At 69.4% G+C, this 17,910-nt stretch carries 17 protein-coding genes and 1 pseudogene; 9 read left to right on the plus strand and 9 right to left on the minus strand.

Features of this window, described 5'->3' with window-relative positions:
* Positions 1-154 precede the first annotated feature (154 nt).
* The 4 genes from ACIP67_RS25610 (at position 155) to ACIP67_RS25625 (ending at position 4,133) form a co-directional block, all read left to right on the plus strand.
* The gene (locus tag ACIP67_RS25610; protein ID WP_401694972.1) at positions 155-610 is read left to right on the plus strand and encodes a GNAT family N-acetyltransferase; all 456 of its coding nucleotides are present in this window, start codon (positions 155-157) and stop codon (positions 608-610) included.
* A 78-nt stretch (positions 611-688) separates the two neighbouring features.
* On the plus strand, positions 689-1,156 hold the full coding sequence (locus ACIP67_RS25615) for a hypothetical protein (protein ID WP_401694974.1): 468 nt from the start codon (positions 689-691) through the stop codon (positions 1,154-1,156).
* A 12-nt stretch (positions 1,157-1,168) separates the two neighbouring features.
* On the plus strand, positions 1,169-3,442 hold the full coding sequence (locus tag ACIP67_RS25620) for a hypothetical protein (protein WP_401694976.1): 2,274 nt from the start codon (positions 1,169-1,171) through the stop codon (positions 3,440-3,442).
* 10 nt (positions 3,443-3,452) lie between these two features.
* Positions 3,453-4,133: a hypothetical protein gene (locus ACIP67_RS25625; protein WP_401694978.1), complete on the plus strand. Its 681-nt coding sequence runs from the start codon at positions 3,453-3,455 to the stop codon at positions 4,131-4,133.
* A gap of 80 nt (positions 4,134-4,213) precedes the next feature.
* Here the strand turns inward: ACIP67_RS25625 and galK are convergent, their stop codons facing one another.
* The 3 genes from galK to galT are packed head-to-tail and all read right to left on the minus strand — an operon-like array spanning position 4,214 to position 7,403.
* The gene (gene galK, locus ACIP67_RS25630; RefSeq protein WP_401694980.1) at positions 4,214-5,377 is read right to left on the minus strand and encodes a galactokinase; all 1,164 of its coding nucleotides are present in this window, start codon (positions 5,375-5,377) and stop codon (positions 4,214-4,216) included.
* Positions 5,377-6,345 carry a UDP-glucose 4-epimerase GalE gene (gene galE / locus ACIP67_RS25635; RefSeq protein ID WP_401694982.1) on the minus strand — a complete coding sequence of 323 codons (969 nt, stop codon included), beginning with the start codon at positions 6,343-6,345 and terminating at the stop codon, positions 5,377-5,379. The genes galK and galE overlap by 1 nt, the downstream gene beginning before the upstream one ends.
* Positions 6,342-7,403: a galactose-1-phosphate uridylyltransferase gene (gene galT, locus ACIP67_RS25640; RefSeq protein ID WP_401694984.1), complete on the minus strand. Its 1,062-nt coding sequence runs from the start codon at positions 7,401-7,403 to the stop codon at positions 6,342-6,344. Before galT ends, galE begins: the two co-directional genes overlap by 4 nt.
* A 132-nt stretch (positions 7,404-7,535) precedes the next feature.
* Between galT and ACIP67_RS25645 the strand changes: the two genes are divergently transcribed.
* Both ACIP67_RS25645 and ACIP67_RS25650 read left to right on the plus strand, forming a co-directional pair.
* A complete protein-coding gene (locus tag ACIP67_RS25645) occupies positions 7,536-9,215 on the plus strand; it encodes a sodium:solute symporter family protein (RefSeq protein ID WP_401694986.1) in 1,680 nt (559 codons plus the stop codon).
* Between the two features lie 39 nt (positions 9,216-9,254).
* Complete coding sequence (locus tag ACIP67_RS25650; RefSeq protein WP_401694988.1) at positions 9,255-9,641, plus strand: hypothetical protein; 387 nt, start codon at positions 9,255-9,257, stop codon at positions 9,639-9,641.
* Positions 9,642-9,820: 179 nt separating this feature from the next.
* On the opposite strand, the gene ACIP67_RS25655 is transcribed toward ACIP67_RS25650, so the two are convergent.
* From ACIP67_RS25655 to ACIP67_RS25665, 3 genes and pseudogenes are all read right to left on the minus strand, one after another.
* Positions 9,821-10,177, minus strand: coding sequence for a hypothetical protein (locus ACIP67_RS25655; protein WP_401694990.1), 357 nt, complete (start codon positions 10,175-10,177; stop codon positions 9,821-9,823).
* A gap of 620 nt (positions 10,178-10,797) precedes the next feature.
* The gene (locus tag ACIP67_RS25660; protein ID WP_401694992.1) at positions 10,798-11,064 is read right to left on the minus strand and encodes a hypothetical protein; all 267 of its coding nucleotides are present in this window, start codon (positions 11,062-11,064) and stop codon (positions 10,798-10,800) included.
* Between the two features lie 185 nt (positions 11,065-11,249).
* Positions 11,250-12,885 (minus strand): annotated as a pseudogene (locus ACIP67_RS25665) (reverse transcriptase domain-containing protein); the annotation flags it as partial.
* A gap of 70 nt (positions 12,886-12,955) precedes the next feature.
* Here ACIP67_RS25665 and ACIP67_RS25670 point away from each other — a divergent pair.
* The 3 genes from ACIP67_RS25670 to ACIP67_RS25680 are packed head-to-tail and all read left to right on the plus strand — an operon-like array spanning position 12,956 to position 14,270.
* Entirely contained in the window at positions 12,956-13,807 is an 852-nt protein-coding gene (locus tag ACIP67_RS25670; protein WP_401694994.1) for a helix-turn-helix domain-containing protein, read from the plus strand.
* A gap of 8 nt (positions 13,808-13,815) precedes the next feature.
* A complete protein-coding gene (locus tag ACIP67_RS25675; RefSeq protein WP_401694996.1) occupies positions 13,816-14,025 on the plus strand; it encodes a DUF397 domain-containing protein in 210 nt (69 codons plus the stop codon).
* Between the two features lie 44 nt (positions 14,026-14,069).
* Positions 14,070-14,270, plus strand: a complete 201-nt coding sequence (locus ACIP67_RS25680) for a DUF397 domain-containing protein (RefSeq protein ID WP_401694998.1) — start codon at positions 14,070-14,072, stop codon at positions 14,268-14,270.
* A 22-nt stretch (positions 14,271-14,292) separates the two neighbouring features.
* Here the strand turns inward: ACIP67_RS25680 and ACIP67_RS25685 are convergent, their stop codons facing one another.
* The 3 genes from ACIP67_RS25685 to ACIP67_RS25695 form a co-directional block, all read right to left on the minus strand.
* Entirely contained in the window at positions 14,293-14,457 is a 165-nt protein-coding gene (locus ACIP67_RS25685; protein WP_401695000.1) for a hypothetical protein, read from the minus strand.
* A gap of 171 nt (positions 14,458-14,628) precedes the next feature.
* Entirely contained in the window at positions 14,629-15,336 is a 708-nt protein-coding gene (locus ACIP67_RS25690; protein ID WP_401695003.1) for a LuxR C-terminal-related transcriptional regulator, read from the minus strand.
* A 295-nt stretch (positions 15,337-15,631) separates the two neighbouring features.
* A complete protein-coding gene (locus ACIP67_RS25695) occupies positions 15,632-17,869 on the minus strand; it encodes a PQQ-binding-like beta-propeller repeat protein (RefSeq protein WP_401695005.1) in 2,238 nt (745 codons plus the stop codon).
* Positions 17,870-17,910 lie beyond the last annotated feature (41 nt).

The raw sequence follows: 17,910 nt of genomic DNA on the forward strand, positions 1-17,910 counted from the left end.
CGCCGCCGTGCAGACATCGATACCCCCACCGCGGGCGCCGTACCCGACTGTCTCGCCCCCTGATCAGCACCGGCCCCCACCGGTGCTGCTCACAGCGTAGGGCTGTGGGCGACGAGCGGAAGGCAATTCACAGAACTGGCCGCCCTGCGCGTTTATGGTGTGCCGCATGTTTCGTCTTGAGACAGAAGTCGACAGGGCTCGGCGCGATCTTCTCCGTTCACGGCTCCGCGACAGCAACACGGTGGCCTCCCCCGTCCTGCGCGCCCTGCGCGGCACTCCCGCCGAGCGGGAGGTCCCCCTCCACGTCTGGGCGTCGGACCGGTCCGGCGAGCTGGCCGGCGGGCTCGTCGGCCACACCTGGACCGCCTGGCTGCACGTCACCTACCTCTGGGTCGACGAACGCCACCGCGGCACGGGCCTGGGCACCCGCCTGCTCACGGAGGCCGAACGCGTCGCCCGGGACCAGCGGGGCTGCCGCCGGGCACGGCTGGAGACCTGGGACTTCCAGGCCCCGGAGTTCTACCGGCGGCAGGGCTACGAGGTGGTGTGCGTGATCGAGGACTACCCGCCGGGGCACACGGAGTTCACGCTGACGAAGCGGCTGGGGTGAACCGGCCGGACACAGGTTGCCATGGCAAACTTCACTGCCGTCGGACACCGAACGTCCAGGTAACGGGGGAAATACGGTATGGCTTGGGATGAATGGGAAGAGCTGAAGTCGCAGACGGGCAGCGGTGACGCGACGCACATGCGTCTCAACCAGTACCCCGCCGACTCGGGTGGCGGTACGGCCGGGGGCCAGGGCGACCTCGTCGCGTACCAGGACGACCTCGGCGCGGTCGGGCACGAGGCGTTCGTCCTCCACGGCCGGCTGCACGATGACGTGGACATCGCCGGGGCCGGCGCCGACGGCAAGGGCGACGGGTCGACCGCCCAGGCGGCGAGCGCCCTGAAGAGCAGCAACTTCGTGATGGGCGCCGCGCTGGCGACGACCGTGGAGGTCTGGACGACCCAGGTGAAGTCGGTGCTGACGGCCTGCGCGCACATCTCCAACCACCTCGACTACAGCAAGAAGCTGCACGCCCAGAACGACACGACCATCGCGGCCGATCTCTCGGGCCTGTCCGTGTCCCGTCTCAACGAGTACTTCAAGTAACGGGGGGCTGACATGGCTCTGGCTTACACGGACCTGAAGACGGTCGATCTCGGCAAACTCGGGACCGCCGTGTCGGACTGGAAGAACGCCGTCGACAAGCTGACGACCCTGGAGGAGGCCGCCAGGAAGGGCCTCCAGGCCAAGTCGGACACCGCGCGCTGGGCCGGGGCGAACGCCACGGTGACACGCGGCTTCGTCACGAAGACCGTCAAGGAGTTCGCGGATCTCCTGTCGGAGGCGGACAGCATCTACCAGGTGCTCGACGACGCCCACCGGGAACTGGTGGCGCTCCAGAAGAAGGTGAACTCCCTGGAGGACGAGGCGGGCAAGAAGGGCTTCACCGTCCACGACAACGGTGACTGCACGGTCTCGGTCTCCCTGTACATCCCGCCCGGGACCCCGCCCGAGAAGGAGGACGACCCGGCGGCGCGCCAGGAGTACGCGGACGAGATCAGTACGAGTCTCGGCCGCGCGAACGACATCGACCAGTCGGTCAAGCTGGCGCTCAAGCGCAGCCACGGCGACGATCCGTACAACGCGGGCCACGCCTCGTACGAGTCGCTGAACGACGCCCAGGTCGACCGTGCGCTGGAGCTCGCCAAGAAGGGCGAGGACATGACGAACAGCGAGCTCGCGGAGCTGAACCGGCTGGTGAAGTTCAACGGCCAGGACAAGGACGGCGAGTTCGCGACCGAGTTCTACCAGGGACTGGGCGGCCCGGAGAAGGCGCTGGAGTTCTACGGGACCATGGCCCTGGACGGCACCGCGGGCAGCGACAAGGCCCGGCTCGCGCTGACCAAGGACTTCCAACAGAGCATGGGCATGGCCCTGGCCACGGCCACCGACCCGGACAACAAGACGCACCTGTCGTCCAGCTGGGGCGACCAGTTCCGCAAGCTGGGCGCCGAGCGGCTGAACATACCGCGGGCAGGGCTGAACCAGCCGTACGGCTATCAGGTGCTCGGCGGACTCCTGCGCTACGGCGACTACGACACCCGGTTCATCAAACCCATCGCCGAGCACATCGTCCAGCTCCACCACACGCAGCCCAACCTCTTCACGCTGGCCAAGCCCGCCACCGGAGGCATCGACCTCGACTACGGCTACAACCCGTCGGGCAAGGTCGGCGCCGGATACGATCCGCTGACCAGCGTCCTGGAGGCGCTGGGACACAGCCCGGAGGCGTCCAAGGCGTTCTTCTCCGACGAGGACCCGGACGTCTACCGCACCGACGGCACGGTCGACAAGGACGCCACCCTCGGCTACACCTACTTCGACGAACTGACCGACAAGAAGTTCCAGTGGCCGGCCGACAGCCTCGGCGCCGTGAGCAAGCCCCACGGGGTGGACGCGCTCGGGCACGCCCTGGAGTCGGCGACCCTCGGGCACGCCTGGGACGACCCCAACCCGACCCTGCACCGGGACGCCGCCTCGGCCCGCATCATGGAGCAGGTGGTCAGCACCTACGGCACCGATCCCGAGCTCACCAAGCAGCAGGAGATCCTGTCGGACAGCCTGGGCCGCATGGGCTCCGGGTACATCGACGACATCAGCTGGGGCCTGGACAAGAACCGGTCGGACAGCCTGTACGCGCCCCAGGGCGACGCGGACGACCACGCCCGGTTCGGCCGCGACGACACCCGTGGCTTCCTGAGCATCATCGGCGAGTACCCCGACGCCTACGCCGATGTCTCCGCCGCGGACAAGATCTACACCAGCAGCATGCTGGAGGCCCAGGTCGGCGCCGACGGTTCCATCAACGAGGGGCACGCGCGGGAAGCCGTCCGCACCGGTGCCGAGATCCAGGGAATGCTGGACCAGTCCCGGGCCGACCAGGTGGAGGCGGAGGGCCTCAAGGCGGACAAGGAGTACAACGAAGCCCTGGAGAAGCGCAACGGCTGGGTGGAGTTCGGCACCGGTGCCGCGGTGGCGGCGGGCGTCGCCCTGCTGCCCGAGGTGGCGGCGGTCGGCCTGGTCGCCACGGCCGTGCCGATCGTGATGGACACCGGGCAGGGAGCCCTGGAGCAGACCATCGGCGATGTCGTCGGGGACTGGACGGAGTCGAACCAGAAGGACAGCGGCGACGACATCCAGGAGCAGCGCCAGGCGATCTACCGGGCGGGTGAGGCGAACGCCGAGGTCCCCATGGACCACTTCGTCCAGCAGCACCGCATCGACCGGACCGGGGATTTCGGCCAGGACCTCGAGGAGGCGTGGCTGAGCGGTTACGGCACGGGCACGGACCGCGAGAACCAGCAGGGCTACCGGCCCCAGACGGACGACTGAGCGGAACGGCGTGGACACGATGCACAAGCAGAAGCCGGCACTGACCGCACTCGCGGTGTGCGTGCTGGGCGTCGCGCTGACCGGTTGCGGCGGCGGCGAACCGACGGACGGGGCCACCGGCGCGACGGCGTCCGCCACGACGGCGTCCGGGACGTTGTGCGGTGCCGCTCTCACCGAGGCCGCGCGTGATTCCCTGCGCGACCTCGTCGGAGCGGACGGCTACGAGACGCTGGGCTCCGAGGACGGGCCGCAGGAGGCGGCGGACGCCCTCGCGGCGGACGCCACGGCGACCGGCGCCTCCACGGACGACCACGAACTCTGCCGCGCCTACGACGCGTCGGACGGATCGTCCAACGGCACCTCGGTCGCCTACGGCCTGGTCGACGCGGAGCCCGAGAACCCCGCCTCCGTCTTCACCCGGTACCGGATGGGATCGGCGACGGCACTGGCGCGGGCGCGGAACGCCGTGGTGTTCCTCAAGTGCTCCAGCGACCTCTTCAAGGACGGCGAGGAACATCTGATCCAGGGCGAACTCATCAACCGGAGCACCTCGCTCGAGGACACCGAGGCCACCCGCCAGGAGAACCTCACCGTCCTGCACGCGGCATCCCTCGCCGTGGCCCGCGCGCTCGGCTGCGCCGACACCGCCGGCCTCCCGGCGGCGTTCACGGTGACGCGCCAGGACAGCTGACGGCGTTCGGACCGACGACACCGGCCCCGCACGTGTCGTTCGCGTGCGGGGCCGGGGCGGGCCGTGGCCGGCGGGGGGCGTCAGCTCAGGCGTCGTGCGCCCGCCGAAGGGACCGCCTCGAAGACGCGCGGGGCCGTGTGGCCGGCCGTGGCGAAGGCCTCCTGGACGGTTTTGGTGAGCGTGTCGACGTCGGTGGCCTCGGCGAGGACGATGGCCGAGCCGCCGAAGCCGCCGCCGGTCATGCGGGCGCCGAGGGCGCCGGTGGCGAGGGCGGTGTCGACGACGAGGTCGAGTTCCGGGCAGGAGATGCGGAAGTCGTCGCGGAGGGAGGCGTGGCCCTCGGTGAGGACCGGGCCGATCGCCCGGGGGTCGCCCGACTCCAGGAGGGAGACGACCCGCTCGACGCGCTCGTCCTCGGTCACCACGTGGCGGACCAGGCGGCGGACCTCCTCCTCGTCCCCGAGGCGGGCCAGGGCCTGGTCCAGGCCGGCGTAGGGGATGTCCCGGAGGGCGTCGACGCCGAGGAGGGCGGCGCCCTTCTCGCAGCCGGCGCGGCGCTTGCCGTACTCGCCGTCGCTGTGGGCGTGCTTGACCTGGGTGTCGACGACGAGCAGCCGCAGTCCCAGGGCGGCCAGGTCGAGGGGGATCTGCTTCTGGGAGAGGTCGCGGGTGTCGAGGAACAGGGCGTGGCCGGCCTCGCAGCAGGCGGACGCCGTCTGGTCCATGATCCCGGTGGGGGCGCCGACGTAGACGTTCTCGGCGCGCTGGCACAGGCGGGCGAGCTGCCAGCGCTGGAGGCCGAGGTCGTACAGGTCGTTGAGGGCCAGGGCGACGACGACCTCCAGGGCCGCCGACGAGGACAGGCCCGCGCCGGAGGGGACCGTCGAGGTGAGGTGGATGTCGGCGCCGGTGACGGGGTGGCCGGCCTCGCGCAGGGCCCAGACCACGCCCGCCGGGTACGCCGTCCAGTTCCGGTCGGACTCGGGGGTGAGGTCGTCGAGCACCAGCTCGACGACGCCGCCCTCGACGTCCGCCGAGTGCAGGCGCAGCCGGCCGTCGTCGCGGCGGGAGACCGCGGCGGTCGCGGTGTGCGGCAGCGCGAAGGGCATCACGAAGCCGTCGTTGTAGTCGGTGTGCTCGCCGATGAGGTTGACGCGGCCGGGCGCCGACCAGACCCCCTCGGGCTCGGTCCCGTACAGCGCGGCGAAGCCGTCCCGCACGTCCTGCGTCTGCTGTGCCCCCACTACTGCTCCCTTGCGGTCTTCTGCGTGAACTCCCACGCGTCGGCGACGATACCCGCGAGGTCCGCGCGGGACGGGTTCCAGCCGAGGCGCTCGCGGGCGGTGGCCGCCGAGGCGACCAGGACCGCCGGGTCGCCGCCGCGGCGCGGGGCCACGACCTCGGGGATCGGGTGGCCGGTGACCTGGCGGACGGTCTCGATGACCTCGCGGACGGAGAAGCCGTTGCCGTTGCCGAGGTTGCAGATGAGGTGCTCGCCGGGGGTGGCCGCGTCGACGGCGAGCAGGTGGGCCTCGGCGAGGTCGGCGACGTGAATGTAGTCGCGGATGCAGGTGCCGTCGGGGGTCGGGTAGTCGTCACCGAAGACGGAGATGGCCTCGCGGCGGCCCTGCGCGACCTGGAGGACCAGGGGGATGAGGTGCGACTCGGGGTCGTGGCGCTCGCCGTACGCTCCGTAGGCGCCGGCCACGTTGAAGTAGCGCAGGGAGACGGCGCCGAGCCCGTGAGCGGCGGCCTCGCCGGTGATCATGTGGTCGACGGCGAGCTTGGAGGCGCCGTAGGGGGAGGTCGGCGCGGTGGGGTCGGTCTCGGTGATCGGGGTGCTGACGGGCTCGCCGTAGGTGGCGGCGGTCGACGAGAAGACCAGCTTGCGCACGCCCGCCTCGCGCAGGGCGCCGAGGAGGGCCATGGTGCCGCCGACGTTGTTGTCCCAGTACTTCTCCGGCTTCACGACCGACTCGCCGACCTGCGAGAACGCGGCGAAGTGGAGGACGGCGTCGAAGGAGGGGTCGAGCCACTTGGCGGCGTCGCGGATGTCGCCCTCGACGAAGGAGGCGCCGGCCGGGACGCCCGCGCGGAAGCCGGTGGACAGGTTGTCGAGGACGACGACCTCGTGCCCCGCCTCCAGCAGGTGCTGGGCGACCACGCTGCCGACGTACCCCGCGCCGCCCGTGACCAAGTACTTGCCGCTCATGAACTCGCTACCTCTCGCAGTCGCTCGGCCGCGCGCTCCGGCGGCACGTCGTTGATGAACACGCTCATGCCGGATTCGGAACCCGCGAGGAACTTCAGCTTGCCGGAGGTGCGGCGGATGGTGAAAAGCTCGAGGTGCAGCGCGAAGTCGTCACGGTTGACGCCGTCGAACTCCTCCAGCTGGCCGAACGGCGCCTGGTGCCAGGCGGCGATGTACGGCGTCGGAGGCTCCCCCTCGCCGAAGATCCGGTCGAAGCGCTTCAAGAGTTCCAGGTAGACCTGGGGGAACTCTGTGCGCGCCGCCTCGTCGAGGCCGAGCAGGTCGGGGACGCGGCGCTTGGGGTAGAGGTGCACCTCGTACGGCCAGTGCGCGGCGTACGGCACGAAGGCCACCCAGTGTTCACCCTCCAGGACGACCCGCTCGTCGGCGAGCTCACGCTCCAGGACGGCGTCGAAGAGGTTCTCCCCGCCGGTGGCGTCCTTGTGGGCGGCCACCTGGCGCAGCATCAGGGCGGTGCGGGGCGTGGTGAAGGGGTAGGCGTAGACCTGCCCGTGAGGATGACCCAGCGTGACGCCGATCTCGGCGCCGCGGTTCTCGAAGCAGAAGATCTGATCCACGGAGGGCAGATGCGACAGCTCGGACGTCCGGTCCGTCCACGCGTCGAGCACCAGCCGTGCCTGCTCCTCGGTGAGGTCGGCGAAGGAGGCGTTGTGGTCGGAGGTGAAGCAGACGACCTCGCAGCGCCCGGAGTCGCCGGCCAGGGAGGGGAAACGGTTCTCGAAGACGACCACGTCGTACGTGGAGTCCGGGATCTCGCTGAGCCGCTCGCCCTGGGAGGGGCACAGGGGGCACTCGTCGGCCGGCGGGTGGTAGGTGCGCCCCTGCCGGTGCGAGGCGATCGCCACCGAGTCGCCGAGGAGCGGGTCCCGGCGTACCTCCGAAGTGGTGACCGTGCGCTCCAGCGGGCGGCGGTCCACCGCGTCGCGCACCGCGTCGTCGCGCAGGTCGTAGTAGATGAGCTCACGACCGTCGGCCAAGCGGGTCGAGGTCTTCTTCACCGCGACTCTCCATCCCTGCCGCAAGCAGCAGTACCAGCAAATCATCAAACAGAACCAAACACATAAAACCATAAACCCCCACGCGCGTCACCACCACAACCAAACAGAGACCCCAAGCGAAGTGAGCAGCGCATGCGAACCCCCACGTACCTCGCGGCTGAGCTACGGCTTCCGACCAACTGGCTCGACTACACGATCCTCGGCATCTACTTCGTGGTCGTCCTGGGCATCGGCTTCGCCGCCCGCCGCTCGGTGAAGACCAGCCTCGATTTCTTCCTCTCCGGCCGCTCCCTGCCCGCGTGGATCACGGGCCTCGCCTTCGTCTCGGCGAACCTGGCGGCGACGGAGATCCTCGGCATGGCGGCGAACAGCGCGCAGTACGGCGCGTACACCGTCCACTGGTACTGGATCGGCGCCATCCCGGCCATGGTGTTCCTGGGGCTGGTGATGATGCCGTTCTACTACGGCTCGAAGGTCCGTTCGGTGCCCGAGTTCCTGCTGCTGCGCTTCGACCGGGGGGCGCACCTGCTGAGTTCGCTTCTGTTCGCCTTCGCCGCGGTCCTGATCTCGGGTGTGAACCTGTACGCGCTCGCGATCGTCGTGGAGGCGCTGCTGGGCTGGCCGCAGTGGGTGGCGATCGTGGTCGCGGGCTTCTTCGTCCTGGCGTACATCACGCTGGGCGGCCTGTCCTCGGCGATCTACAACGAGGTGCTCCAGTTCTTCGTGATCCTGGCGGCCCTGATCCCGCTGTCGGTGCTGGGCCTGAAGAGGGTGGGCGGCTGGGACGGCCTGTCGGACGCGCTGACGAAGGCCCACGGCGACAACTTCGTCACCGCCTGGGGCGGCACCGGCATCGGCAGTGACAACCCGCTGGGCGCGAACTGGCTGACGATCGTGCTGGGCCTCGGCTTCGTGCTGTCGTTCGGCTACTGGACGACGAACTTCGCCGAGGTGCAGCGCGCACTGTCCGCCCGCAACCTCTCGGCGGCCCAGCGCACCCCGCTGATCGCCGCGTTCCCGAAGATCTTCATCGTCTTCCTGGTGATGATCCCGGGCCTGGTGGCGGCGGTCCTGGTCCCGTCGATCGGCACGGCCGACTCGGACCTCCAGTACAACGACGCGATCCCGTACCTGATGGAGCAGCTGCTGCCGAACGGCGTGCTCGGCATCGCCGTGACGGGTCTGCTGGCGGCGTTCATGGCGGGCATGGCGGCGAACGTGTCGTCCTTCAACACCGTCTTCACCACCGACATCTGGGCGAAGTACGTGGTGATCGGCCGGGAGGACGACTACTACGTCCGCTTCGGCCGGCTGATCACGGCGATCGGCGTGGTGGCGTCGATCGGCACGGCGTTCCTGGCGTCGTCGTTCTCGAACATCATGAGCTACCTCCAGACGCTGTTCTCCTTCTTCAACGTGCCGATGTTCGTCGTCTTCATCGTCGGCATGTTCTGGAAGCGGGCGTCGATGAAATCCGGCTTCTGGGGGCTGCTGGCGGGCACCACGGCCGCGATGGTCAACTACTTCGTCTTCTACAAGCAGGGCATCCTCTCCCTCCCCACCGACCAGGGCGCCAACTTCGTCTCGGCGATCGCCGGCTTCGCGGCGGGCGCGGTGGTCATGTTCGCGGTGTCCCTGTTCACCGCCCCCAAGCCGGAGGAGGAGCTCCGGGGCCTGGTCTACGGCACCGTCTCCCCCGGCATGGCCGAGCCGCCCGCGCCGGGCGACGAGGCCTGGTACCGCAAACCGGCCCTGCTGGGCTGGGGCGCGATCGTCCTGGCCGCCGCCTGCTACATCCCGTTCTCGCTCTGAGCCCGCACGCGACACCGATCGCGGGAGGATGGAAAGACCATGTCTGAGCACTTCGAACCCGACGAGCACGCGGCGGCGGCCGAGCGGCTGCGGCACGCGGGCTACTCCGATGCGGACGTCCAGCGCGAGGTCATCGAGCTGGAGGAGAAGTCCGCGACCGCGGCCCGCATCTTCGACCTGCGCCGCATCATCGGCGGCCTGTTCGTCGTCTACGGCGTCATCGTCACGATCGTGGGCCTGACGGACGACGACGAGGCCATCGCCAAGGCCCAGGGCATCAACATCAACCTGTGGACGGGCCTGGGCATGCTGCTGCTGGGCCTGTTCTTCCTGGCGTGGCTGAAACTGCGCCCGGCGGCCCATCCGACGCCGTCGCTGCCGCCGGAGGCGGTGTCGCCGGAGGGTGAGCCGCGGCGGGGCGTTTAGCGGGGCGTCGGGGGGCGTACGGGGACGGGGGCGTACGGGGCCGGATCCGCCGGGGGTGGCGGGTCGGGCCCCGTACCGCTGTCCCCTACGGGTGTCCGGTGCGACTGCCCCTTACCGCAACGGGGGACAGCCCCGGGATCCGTGCTTCCGGATCCCGGGGCTGTGTTGGAACTCAGTGCTTAGAGCAGGTCCAGCAGGCTGTCGCCGCCGTTGGCGTTCAGGTTGCCGCTGGTGGAGTTGTCGCCGATGCTGCAGGACTGCTGCAGGGTCGGCTTCTCCGAGCTGAAGCCGAGGATGTTGACGTTCACGTTGTTCAGCGCGTTCACGAGGCCGCTCGAGCTGGTGTCGTTGTTGACCTCAGCGTAGTTGACGCACTGCTTGGTGGCGCCGTCCGACTTCGTGTCCTTCGTGTCCGAGCGGTAGCCGCTGTCCGTGGTGGAGCGGTGACCGTCGGCGGCGGAGGCGACTCCCGCGCCGACCATGGTGAGGCTGCCGATCATGGCGGCCGCGAGAGCAGCCTTGCCAAGCTTGCGCATTGCATCCCTTTCTTCGACTGAGTGTTCCGTATCGTCCCGTAACGAAGCGTTACAGGGCGTTACGAATATGCACCGTATGTTACGATTGCACCTTTTGCACCTCACCACGCCGACTCATTCCCGGCAACCACGGACGCGCCACCCGGGGGGACCCGCGCACGGGAAACCCAAGAGGCGCGGCAGGACGTGGGCACACCGGAAGAGGCCGCTGCGCGGAGTGCCCCGCAGCCGCTCTGAACTGCGACGACGACAGAGAAGTGGGGGACGGGCGGGGCCGTCGGCGAGGCCGGCGTCGGCGACGGGATCGAACGTGCGCTCGACAGCGCACTCGCCGCCGAAGGTGTGAAACACGCTGAGGGCCATCCGGGAAATGGGCGGGGCGCGTCGCCGGTGAGACCGGGAGGTCGCGACGGACCGGGCCGGATGTGGGGGGCCGCGAGCGGCGAGAGCCAGGGGACCAGAGGAGGCGAGAGTCCCCGGCGGGATGGGCTACGGGGGGAAGGCCCCGGCGGCATGGAACACGGGGCGAAGGCCCCGGGGGATGCGGGCCGTAGACGGCGAAGGTGCGGAGCAAGGGGCTCGGCGCCGCCTACGGAGCGGGCGTCAGGGCCGGGCGGGGATCAGGCGGCAGGCCCTTCGTCGAACAGCTCCCGCGCGTCGGCGACCTGGTAGGAGCGGTCGAGCCAGGTACCCAGCTCGTCGACGTCGGTGGAGGACAGGACGCGCTCCCTGACGGAGTCGGGGACATCGATCTGCCGCCACTGGAGGTTGCGCAGGATGATCTCTGCCCGTTCGTGGGCTCGGCCTTCCTCGCGACCCTCCTCTCGGCCTTCCTCGCGGACTTCCTCCGCGAGCGGGTGCCGCCAGAAGTACTGCACCGCCGTCATGAAATCCCTCCACATCTGCCGGGCCTGGGGATCCGCCAGGCACGAGTCGACGAACTGTACGAAGACCGCGGCGCTGTCCGCGTCAACGGGCTACGCGGTGGCCAGGGTGAGGTGGGCCGCCGGGCGAGGTGGCAGCGGAGCTGCCCCTTTTCCCAGCGGCCTCCTCCCGGACCCGTCGTGCGACGTTAATCGCAACGGGCTCTCCAGTGACTGCCGTGAGCTGCGGTTTCGCGTCCAACGTGGATGCCGTCGTGGCAGGTTGAGCAGACCACGAGTGTCTTGCGTCGTTTCCTGGCCATGAGGGCTGCCCAGTTGGGTTGTTCCTGCCCGAGCCGGTCGAGGTCTGCGAGCTTGCGGATCTGGTGGACCTGGATCTTTTCGGTCCGTCCGCAGAGTTCGCAGAAGCCTGCCAGCAGCCGCCTGGTCAACTCGCGTTGACGAGGGAGGCTTTGGGCGGGGTCGCGGTCCTTCAGGACTGCGGACTTCTGCCGTTTGAGTGGAATGCCACCGAACTGTGCGGTCAGCGGTTTCCTGCTCGGGGCACGGGTGATGCTGGCCTGGAGACACTTGCGAGGCCCGGCCGGGGTGTCGATGGTGACCTTGTACTTGCGGGCCATCTTCGACATGGTCGAGCGATGCTTGTTCGCCAGGGAGCACAGCAGCGAGGGACTGCATTACCCAGTGCAACCGGCTCAGTCGGAAGACGTCACCGGCGAGCAGGTAGTACTGAACGATTCCGCGGTACCTGGCACCGTAGATGCTGACGATGGTGTAGTCGTCGTAGTTGAGCATCGAGGTCTGCCGTGCGGGTTTTCCGCGTTTCAGGTACGGGGCGCATTTGGCCTTGATCACATCCTTCGGAACGCACAGTGCAACGGTGCCGTTGACCGACCGGCGTTGGCGCCTACGGCCTGAGCGTCGTTCTGCCCTGCTGTCGTTCTTGTGGATCGTGATCTCGTATCCGAGGAATCTCGCCCTGCCGGTTCCAGCGTGAGTGATCAGCGTTTTCTCCTGTGACAGTTCCAGCTTGAGATCGTCTCGCAGGAACTGAGTCAGGCGCTGTTTGATTTCCTCGGCTTCGGCCTTCGGTCCGGTGAACCCGATGAGGGTGTCGTCGGCGTATCTCACATAGCGTAGGCGGCGGTATCCCGGGTCGGACATGTCCTGGCTCGGGAGGCTGTGCTGCCGCTTGCGCAGAGCGCGCACTTCGGCGCGGTCTCCGCGCCTGCGTGCCCGCTGGATAGCCGCTTCAACCTCGCGGTACTCAGGGTTCCTCGCCCTTGGCTTTCCACGAGTGTATTCCGGCATGAGGACTGTTTCGACGAAGGTGTCCAGCTTGTGCAGGTAGATATTGGACAGGATGGGCGAGAGTACCCCGCCCTGTGGTGTGCCACTGAGTGTGGCGTTCCAGGTCCAGTCCTCCAGGTATCCGGCTCGGAGCATGTTCTGCACGAGTCGCAGGAACCGGTTGTCGTGGATTCTTTCACCCAGGATTCCGAGCATCACCTGATGGTCAAGCGAGTCGAAACACTGGGAGATGTCACCCTCGATGAACCAGGTTGTCCCTGTCCACACCACTGCCACTTGGCGTAGTGCCGAGTGGCAGCCCCGGTCGGGACGGAAGCCGTGGGAGTGGTCGGAGAACTGCGGCTCGTAGTACGCCTCCAGCAGGAGGCGCATCACTTCGCCAACCAGTTTGTCCGTCCATGACGGCAGGCCCAGCGGTCTCCTCTTCCCGTTCTTTTTCGGGATGTAGGTCCGCTGCACCGGCTCGAATCGAAAACGCTCGTGACGTAGCGCATCAATGATGCGTTCAATCTTGTCCTACCCTTGCAACCGGCTCGCGTAATCTGACGCCCGAACGAGTAGTTCCAGAGAGGCAGTTACGCGGATGACCATGCGGAACCAGCCCACCGCGCGACAGGTTCGCCTGGGTGCCGAGCTGCGCAAACTACGGGAGGCTGCGGGCAAGCCGGCCAAAGAGGTGGCCTCGCTCCTCGGATCGAGTTCGGCGCACATGAGCCAGATCGAGGCAGGAAGTTCCGCAATCAGCGAGGAACGACTACGGAGGCTGGCGGCTCACTGCGCTTGCACGAACGAGGCGTTGATCGCGGCGCTCGTGGCCATGGCGACCGAGCGCACGCGGGGCTGGTGGGACGAGTACCGAGGTGTGCTGCCCCAGGTGAACTTGGACGTGGCCGAGGCGGAACACCATGCGACATCGCTGCGCGAGATCGTCATCAATTACGTTCCTGGACTACTTCAGACCCCTGACTATGCCCGGGCGGTCTTCAGTTACATGCGTCCGGAACTTCCCGAGAGTGAACTGGCGCCACGGGTGGAACACCGAATGCGTCGGCGCGCGATCATCGATCGCGACGATCCCACGCCGTACGAAACGATCGTCCACGAGTTCGCCCTGCGCGTCCGCGTGGCCGACCGCAACACCGCACTCACTCAACTCAAGCGCGTCCTGGAGGAGATCGAACGGGGCCACGCCACAGTTCGCGTCATCCCCATCGACCAGGACGGGTTCGCGGGCGCCGACGCTTCCATGATGTTCATGGGTGGTCCGCTACCCCAACTGGACACAGCGCTTCGTGATGATCCCACCGGAACCGTGTTCATTGACGCAGAGGCACAGTTGCATCAGCTCCGAACACTCTTCCGTAGAGTAGAGAAGGCATCGCTGCAACCGGCGGCGTCCCGGGACTTCATCCACCGCATGACCAAGGAGCTGTGAGCCGCGCCATGAATCACGCCTTGCAGTGGCAGAAGTCGACGTTCTCCGGTGGAGGCGAAGGCAACACCTGCGTCGAACTCGCCGCTTCCACCGGCACGCTCCACCTCCGCGAGAGCGACACCGCCGCCACCCACCTCTCCACCACACCGACCGCCCTCGCCCACCTCCTCGCGGGCATACGCGCGGGCAGCACCCATCGCCCCTTCTCAGCGGGTTGATTCAACTGCCCTGCCCCAGGCTGGAGAGAGCTGTGGAGCAGCCCATGAACCGCACCCTGCACTGGCAGAAGTCGACGTTCTCCGGCGGCGGCGAAGGCAACGACTGCGTCGAACTCGCCACCTCCCCCACCACAATCCACCTCCGCGAGAGCGACACCCCCACCACCCACCTCACCACCACCCCGACCACCCTCGCCCACCTCCTCGCGGGCATACACGCGGACAGCACCCGGCGTCAGGACTGAAGGCCGGCGCGGCACCGTCTCCTCACACGGAGACCCGTACGGGCAACGCCTCTTTCCTTCCGTACGCCAGGACCTTCGCCAGCACTTCACGGAAGCGGGCTACACCCTCCGCCGGGGCGTCGAGCACCACCTCGATCTCGGAGTCCTCCAGGCGGGGGCCGGGGGCTCCTCTGGCGGCTTCAGGCACATCCGGGCCTCACCGGAGGCGTACTCGGCGAGGGCCACCGTGGCGGTGACACCCTCGCCGGACGCCTCCCGTACAACCGTGAACGCCGACCTCTCCCACCACCGAGCCGCTCAAGGCTGCCACCACTGCCGGCGGGGGACATCCGAACCGACTTCACTCATGGCCGGAGTGCTACGACTCCGGCCCCGCGGCCGTGTGGTGGGTGCTGTGCGGGAGTGGGCCCGCGCGGTCCAGGAGGCCTGTGCGGGCCGCCAGGGCCGCCGCTTCCAGCCGGGAGCCGACGCCCAGCTTCATCAGGACGCGTTGGACGTGGGTGCGGGCGGTGGAGGGGGCGATGCCCATGCCGGCCGCGATCAGGCGGGTGTCCTCGCCGTCGGCGACCCGGACGAGGACCTCCACCTCGCGCGGGGTGAGCATCTGGAGCAGGCGCTGGCCCTCGTCGTCGGGCTGGGCGGCCGGGTTCAGCAGTTCGCCGAAGGCTCCCTGGAGGAGTTGGGGTGCGACGGCCGCCTCACCCGCCCGCGCCTTCATGATGGCCCGCTCCACGCCCTCGATGCGCTCGTCGTGCCGGACGTATCCCGAGGCGCCGGCCGCGAAGGCCGCCGCGATGCCGCGCGGGTTGGGGACCGGGCCCAGCACCAGGACGGCGACCTGGGGCCGGTCCCGCTTGATCCGGACGACCGGGTCGAACATCCCCGGCTCGGCCGGGGTCGCCGTCCCGAGCAGGCACACCTCCGGTGCACGGGCGATCACCAGGTCCGCTGCGCCCGCGGCGGGCGCGGCGGCGGCGAGCACCCGGTGCCCGCGCAGTTTCAGCGCCGAGGCGAGCGCCTCGGCGAGCAGTCGGTGGTCGTCGACCACCATGAGTCGCACTCCCATCGAGCAACCCCCCAGTCCCCCCTTGGATGCCCACACGGACAGTCAGGCACGGCCGGTCACGAGCACGTGCGCGCGCTGCGGCACACGTGCAGACAGACAAAAGGTGCCCCCCGGCACCTCGTCCTTCATGCCCCCGGAAGCTACACGCTTGTTCGACGTCGCGCTCCCCCTACCGGCGAGAAGTGCCCCGGATCGCCGAAATTCCTCTCATTCGAGGGTGTTGAGCGGTACGTGCACGGCCCCGTCCCTGAGCAGGGACGGGGCCGTGGGGGGTGCCGGTGCGATGATCAGCCGATCAGCTGTCGGTGCCGTACGCCAGCGCCAGGTACTCCTCCTCGTCCGAGGAGGTGTCGTCCGCGTACACGTTGGACATGTACAGGCGCCCCTGGGAGTAGATGAACTCGGTGTACTCGGGCAGCATGCCGGCCTCGGCCTCCCGCTCGGCCTCCGTCGACGGGTTCTGCATCAGCTTCGTCTGCTGGAACGAGCTGCCGTCGATGCTGATGACCTGCCCGCCCTCGTCGTACGGCTGCCGCTTGTACGCGATGAGGTTGGTGCCGTCCATGCGCAGCGGGAACAGTTCGTAGTCGTCGCCGGCGTCGGCGCGCTGGCCGGTCTGCTTGCCGGTGGTCAGGTCGAAGGCGACGATCTCGTTGGTCTGGCTGTAGTCGCCGGAGCCGTCGTGCTCCTCGGTCGGCAGGTAGAGGCGGTCGGTGCCGACCGCGATGCCCGTGCAGTGCTCGATCCTGGTGATGCCGTCGCAGCGGGCGGCGAACTGGTCGCCGGGGGCGGAGATGCGGGTGATCAGCTTGCCGGTCTTGTTGTCGACGGAGAAGAAGTCCGAGATGCCGCTGCCGTCCTGGGCGCTGTCGCCGACGTCGGCGGCGATGACCAGCGGGTCGGTGGAGACGACGCTCGCGTACTCGATGCCGGTCGACATCTTGTACTCGGAGAGCACCTTCCCGGAGGTCGGGTCGATGGTCTGGATGTGCAGGGTCCGCGCGTCGTAGTCACCGCACTTGCGGACCGCGACCAGCTTGGGGCCACCGCCGTAGCCGGCGTCGTAGCAGGTGTCGGCCGACTTGGGCGCCCACAGGGCCTTGCCGGTGTCGATGTCGAAGGCCGCGCCGCCCTCGGTCGCGCCGAGCGCCACCGTGTGCGCGCTGACCGTGACGTTGTCGAACGTGACCGGGTAGTCGCCGGACGAGACCGTCTTCGTCCACAGCTGCTTGCCCGCGGCGAGGTCGATCGCCGCGACCTGCGTGCAGCCGGCCGAGGAGTCCTTGGCGGGCATCTTCGGCTGGAAGACGACCGCCGTCCTGTCGTCCTCGGTGGCGTACTTGCTGGCCTCGCACACCGGGCCGGGCAGCTTGATCGTCCACAGCTTGGTGCCCTTGTCCGGGTCGTAGCCGACGATCTCGGCGACGCCCGACTTCACGTACGCCTTGTCGGTCAGCCAGGAGCCGGACACGACGACGCTGTCGTCCTCGGCGACCGTGGGCGACGGGATCTTGAAGAGGAGCTGGGCGTCGGGGTCGGTGGGCGCCTTCTCGGTGCCTCCCTCGGACGTGCCGCCGGTGCCGCCCTTGTCGTCGCCGCCGGTCGTGCCGCCGGAGCTGGCGGTGTCGTCCTTCTTGCCGCTGTCCCCCGACGTGGAGTACCAGACGCCGCCGCCGACGATCAGCGCTATCGCGACGACCGCGGCGACGATGATGGCCAGCTGGGCGTTGACCTTGCGGCCGCCCGGCTGGGGGTGCATCGGCATCGTGGGCGGCTGCCCGGCGTAACCGCCCGGGTAGCCCGGCTGGCCCGGCTGCGGGTAGCCCGCCTGCGGCTGCATGGGCACGGTGGGCTGACCGGGGTAGCCGTAGCCGGGCTGCTGGCCGTACGCCGCCTGCTGGCCGTACGGGTTCGGCTGGCCCTGCGGAGCCGGCTGGCCCGGGTAGCCGTAGCCCGGCCCGGTGGGGGGCTGCGGCGGTCCCGCGGGCGGGGCCGTCTGCGGGTAGCCGTAGCCGGGGCCGGTGGGGGGCTGGGGCGGTCCGGCGGGCGGGGCCGTCTGCGGGTAGCCGTAGCCGGGGCCGGTGGGGGGCTGCGGCGGTCCCGCGGGCGGGGCCGACTGCGGATAGCCGTAGCCCGGGCCGGTGGGGGGCTGCGGCGGTCCCGCGGGCGGGGCCGACTGCGGATAGCCGTAGCCGGGGCCCGTCGGCGGCTGGGGCGGGGTCGGGATCGGGGGCTGGGGTGCCTGCGGCGCCTGGGCGTTCGGCGGGGCCGGGGAGGCCGGAGGCATCTGGGCGGCCATGGCGGCCTGGTGCGGCATCGGGCCGCCCGGCGCCTTGTCGAGCTGCGGGCCCTCGGGCGGGGCCGGGGGCGCCGGCGGTGGCGGGGTCTGCGGTGCGCCGAAACCGGGCGGCGGGGCGTCCTGCGGAGCGGCCGACGGCTGCGGCGGGGACTGCGGCGGCTGCTGCTGCGGGGGCCGGTCCTGGGGTGTGCCCTGCGGGGGCTGGTGCGGCGGCGGGGGCGGCGGCTGGGTCATGGTGTGGGTACCTCGGAAAGAACGCTCGGGACGACGGGGCG

It is taken from the genome of Streptomyces sp. NPDC088812, assembly GCF_044750285.1.
Taxonomy (GTDB): Bacteria; Actinomycetota; Actinomycetes; order Streptomycetales; family Streptomycetaceae; genus Streptomyces.

Bases quoted from the DNA above. Each gene is read 5' to 3' on its own strand.
- ACIP67_RS25615 (WP_401694974.1), top strand. From the start codon at position 689: ATGGCTTGGGATGAATGGGAAGAGCTGAAGTCGCAGACGGGCAGCGGT.
- ACIP67_RS25690 (WP_401695003.1), bottom strand. From the start codon at position 15,336: ATGGGAGTGCGACTCATGGTGGTCGACGACCACCGACTGCTCGCCGAG.
- galE (WP_401694982.1), bottom strand. From the start codon at position 6,345: ATGAGCGGCAAGTACTTGGTCACGGGCGGCGCGGGGTACGTCGGCAGC.
- ACIP67_RS25695 (WP_401695005.1), bottom strand. From the start codon at position 17,869: ATGACCCAGCCGCCGCCCCCGCCGCCGCACCAGCCCCCGCAGGGCACA.
- ACIP67_RS25680 (WP_401694998.1), top strand. From the start codon at position 14,070: ATGAACCGCACCCTGCACTGGCAGAAGTCGACGTTCTCCGGCGGCGGC.
- ACIP67_RS25620 (WP_401694976.1), top strand. From the start codon at position 1,169: ATGGCTCTGGCTTACACGGACCTGAAGACGGTCGATCTCGGCAAACTC.
- ACIP67_RS25655 (WP_401694990.1), bottom strand. From the start codon at position 10,177: ATGCGCAAGCTTGGCAAGGCTGCTCTCGCGGCCGCCATGATCGGCAGC.
- ACIP67_RS25660 (WP_401694992.1), bottom strand. From the start codon at position 11,064: ATGACGGCGGTGCAGTACTTCTGGCGGCACCCGCTCGCGGAGGAAGTC.
- ACIP67_RS25675 (WP_401694996.1), top strand. From the start codon at position 13,816: ATGAATCACGCCTTGCAGTGGCAGAAGTCGACGTTCTCCGGTGGAGGC.
- ACIP67_RS25610 (WP_401694972.1), top strand. From the start codon at position 155: ATGGTGTGCCGCATGTTTCGTCTTGAGACAGAAGTCGACAGGGCTCGG.
- ACIP67_RS25645 (WP_401694986.1), top strand. From the start codon at position 7,536: ATGCGAACCCCCACGTACCTCGCGGCTGAGCTACGGCTTCCGACCAAC.
- ACIP67_RS25670 (WP_401694994.1), top strand. From the start codon at position 12,956: ATGACCATGCGGAACCAGCCCACCGCGCGACAGGTTCGCCTGGGTGCC.
- ACIP67_RS25650 (WP_401694988.1), top strand. From the start codon at position 9,255: ATGTCTGAGCACTTCGAACCCGACGAGCACGCGGCGGCGGCCGAGCGG.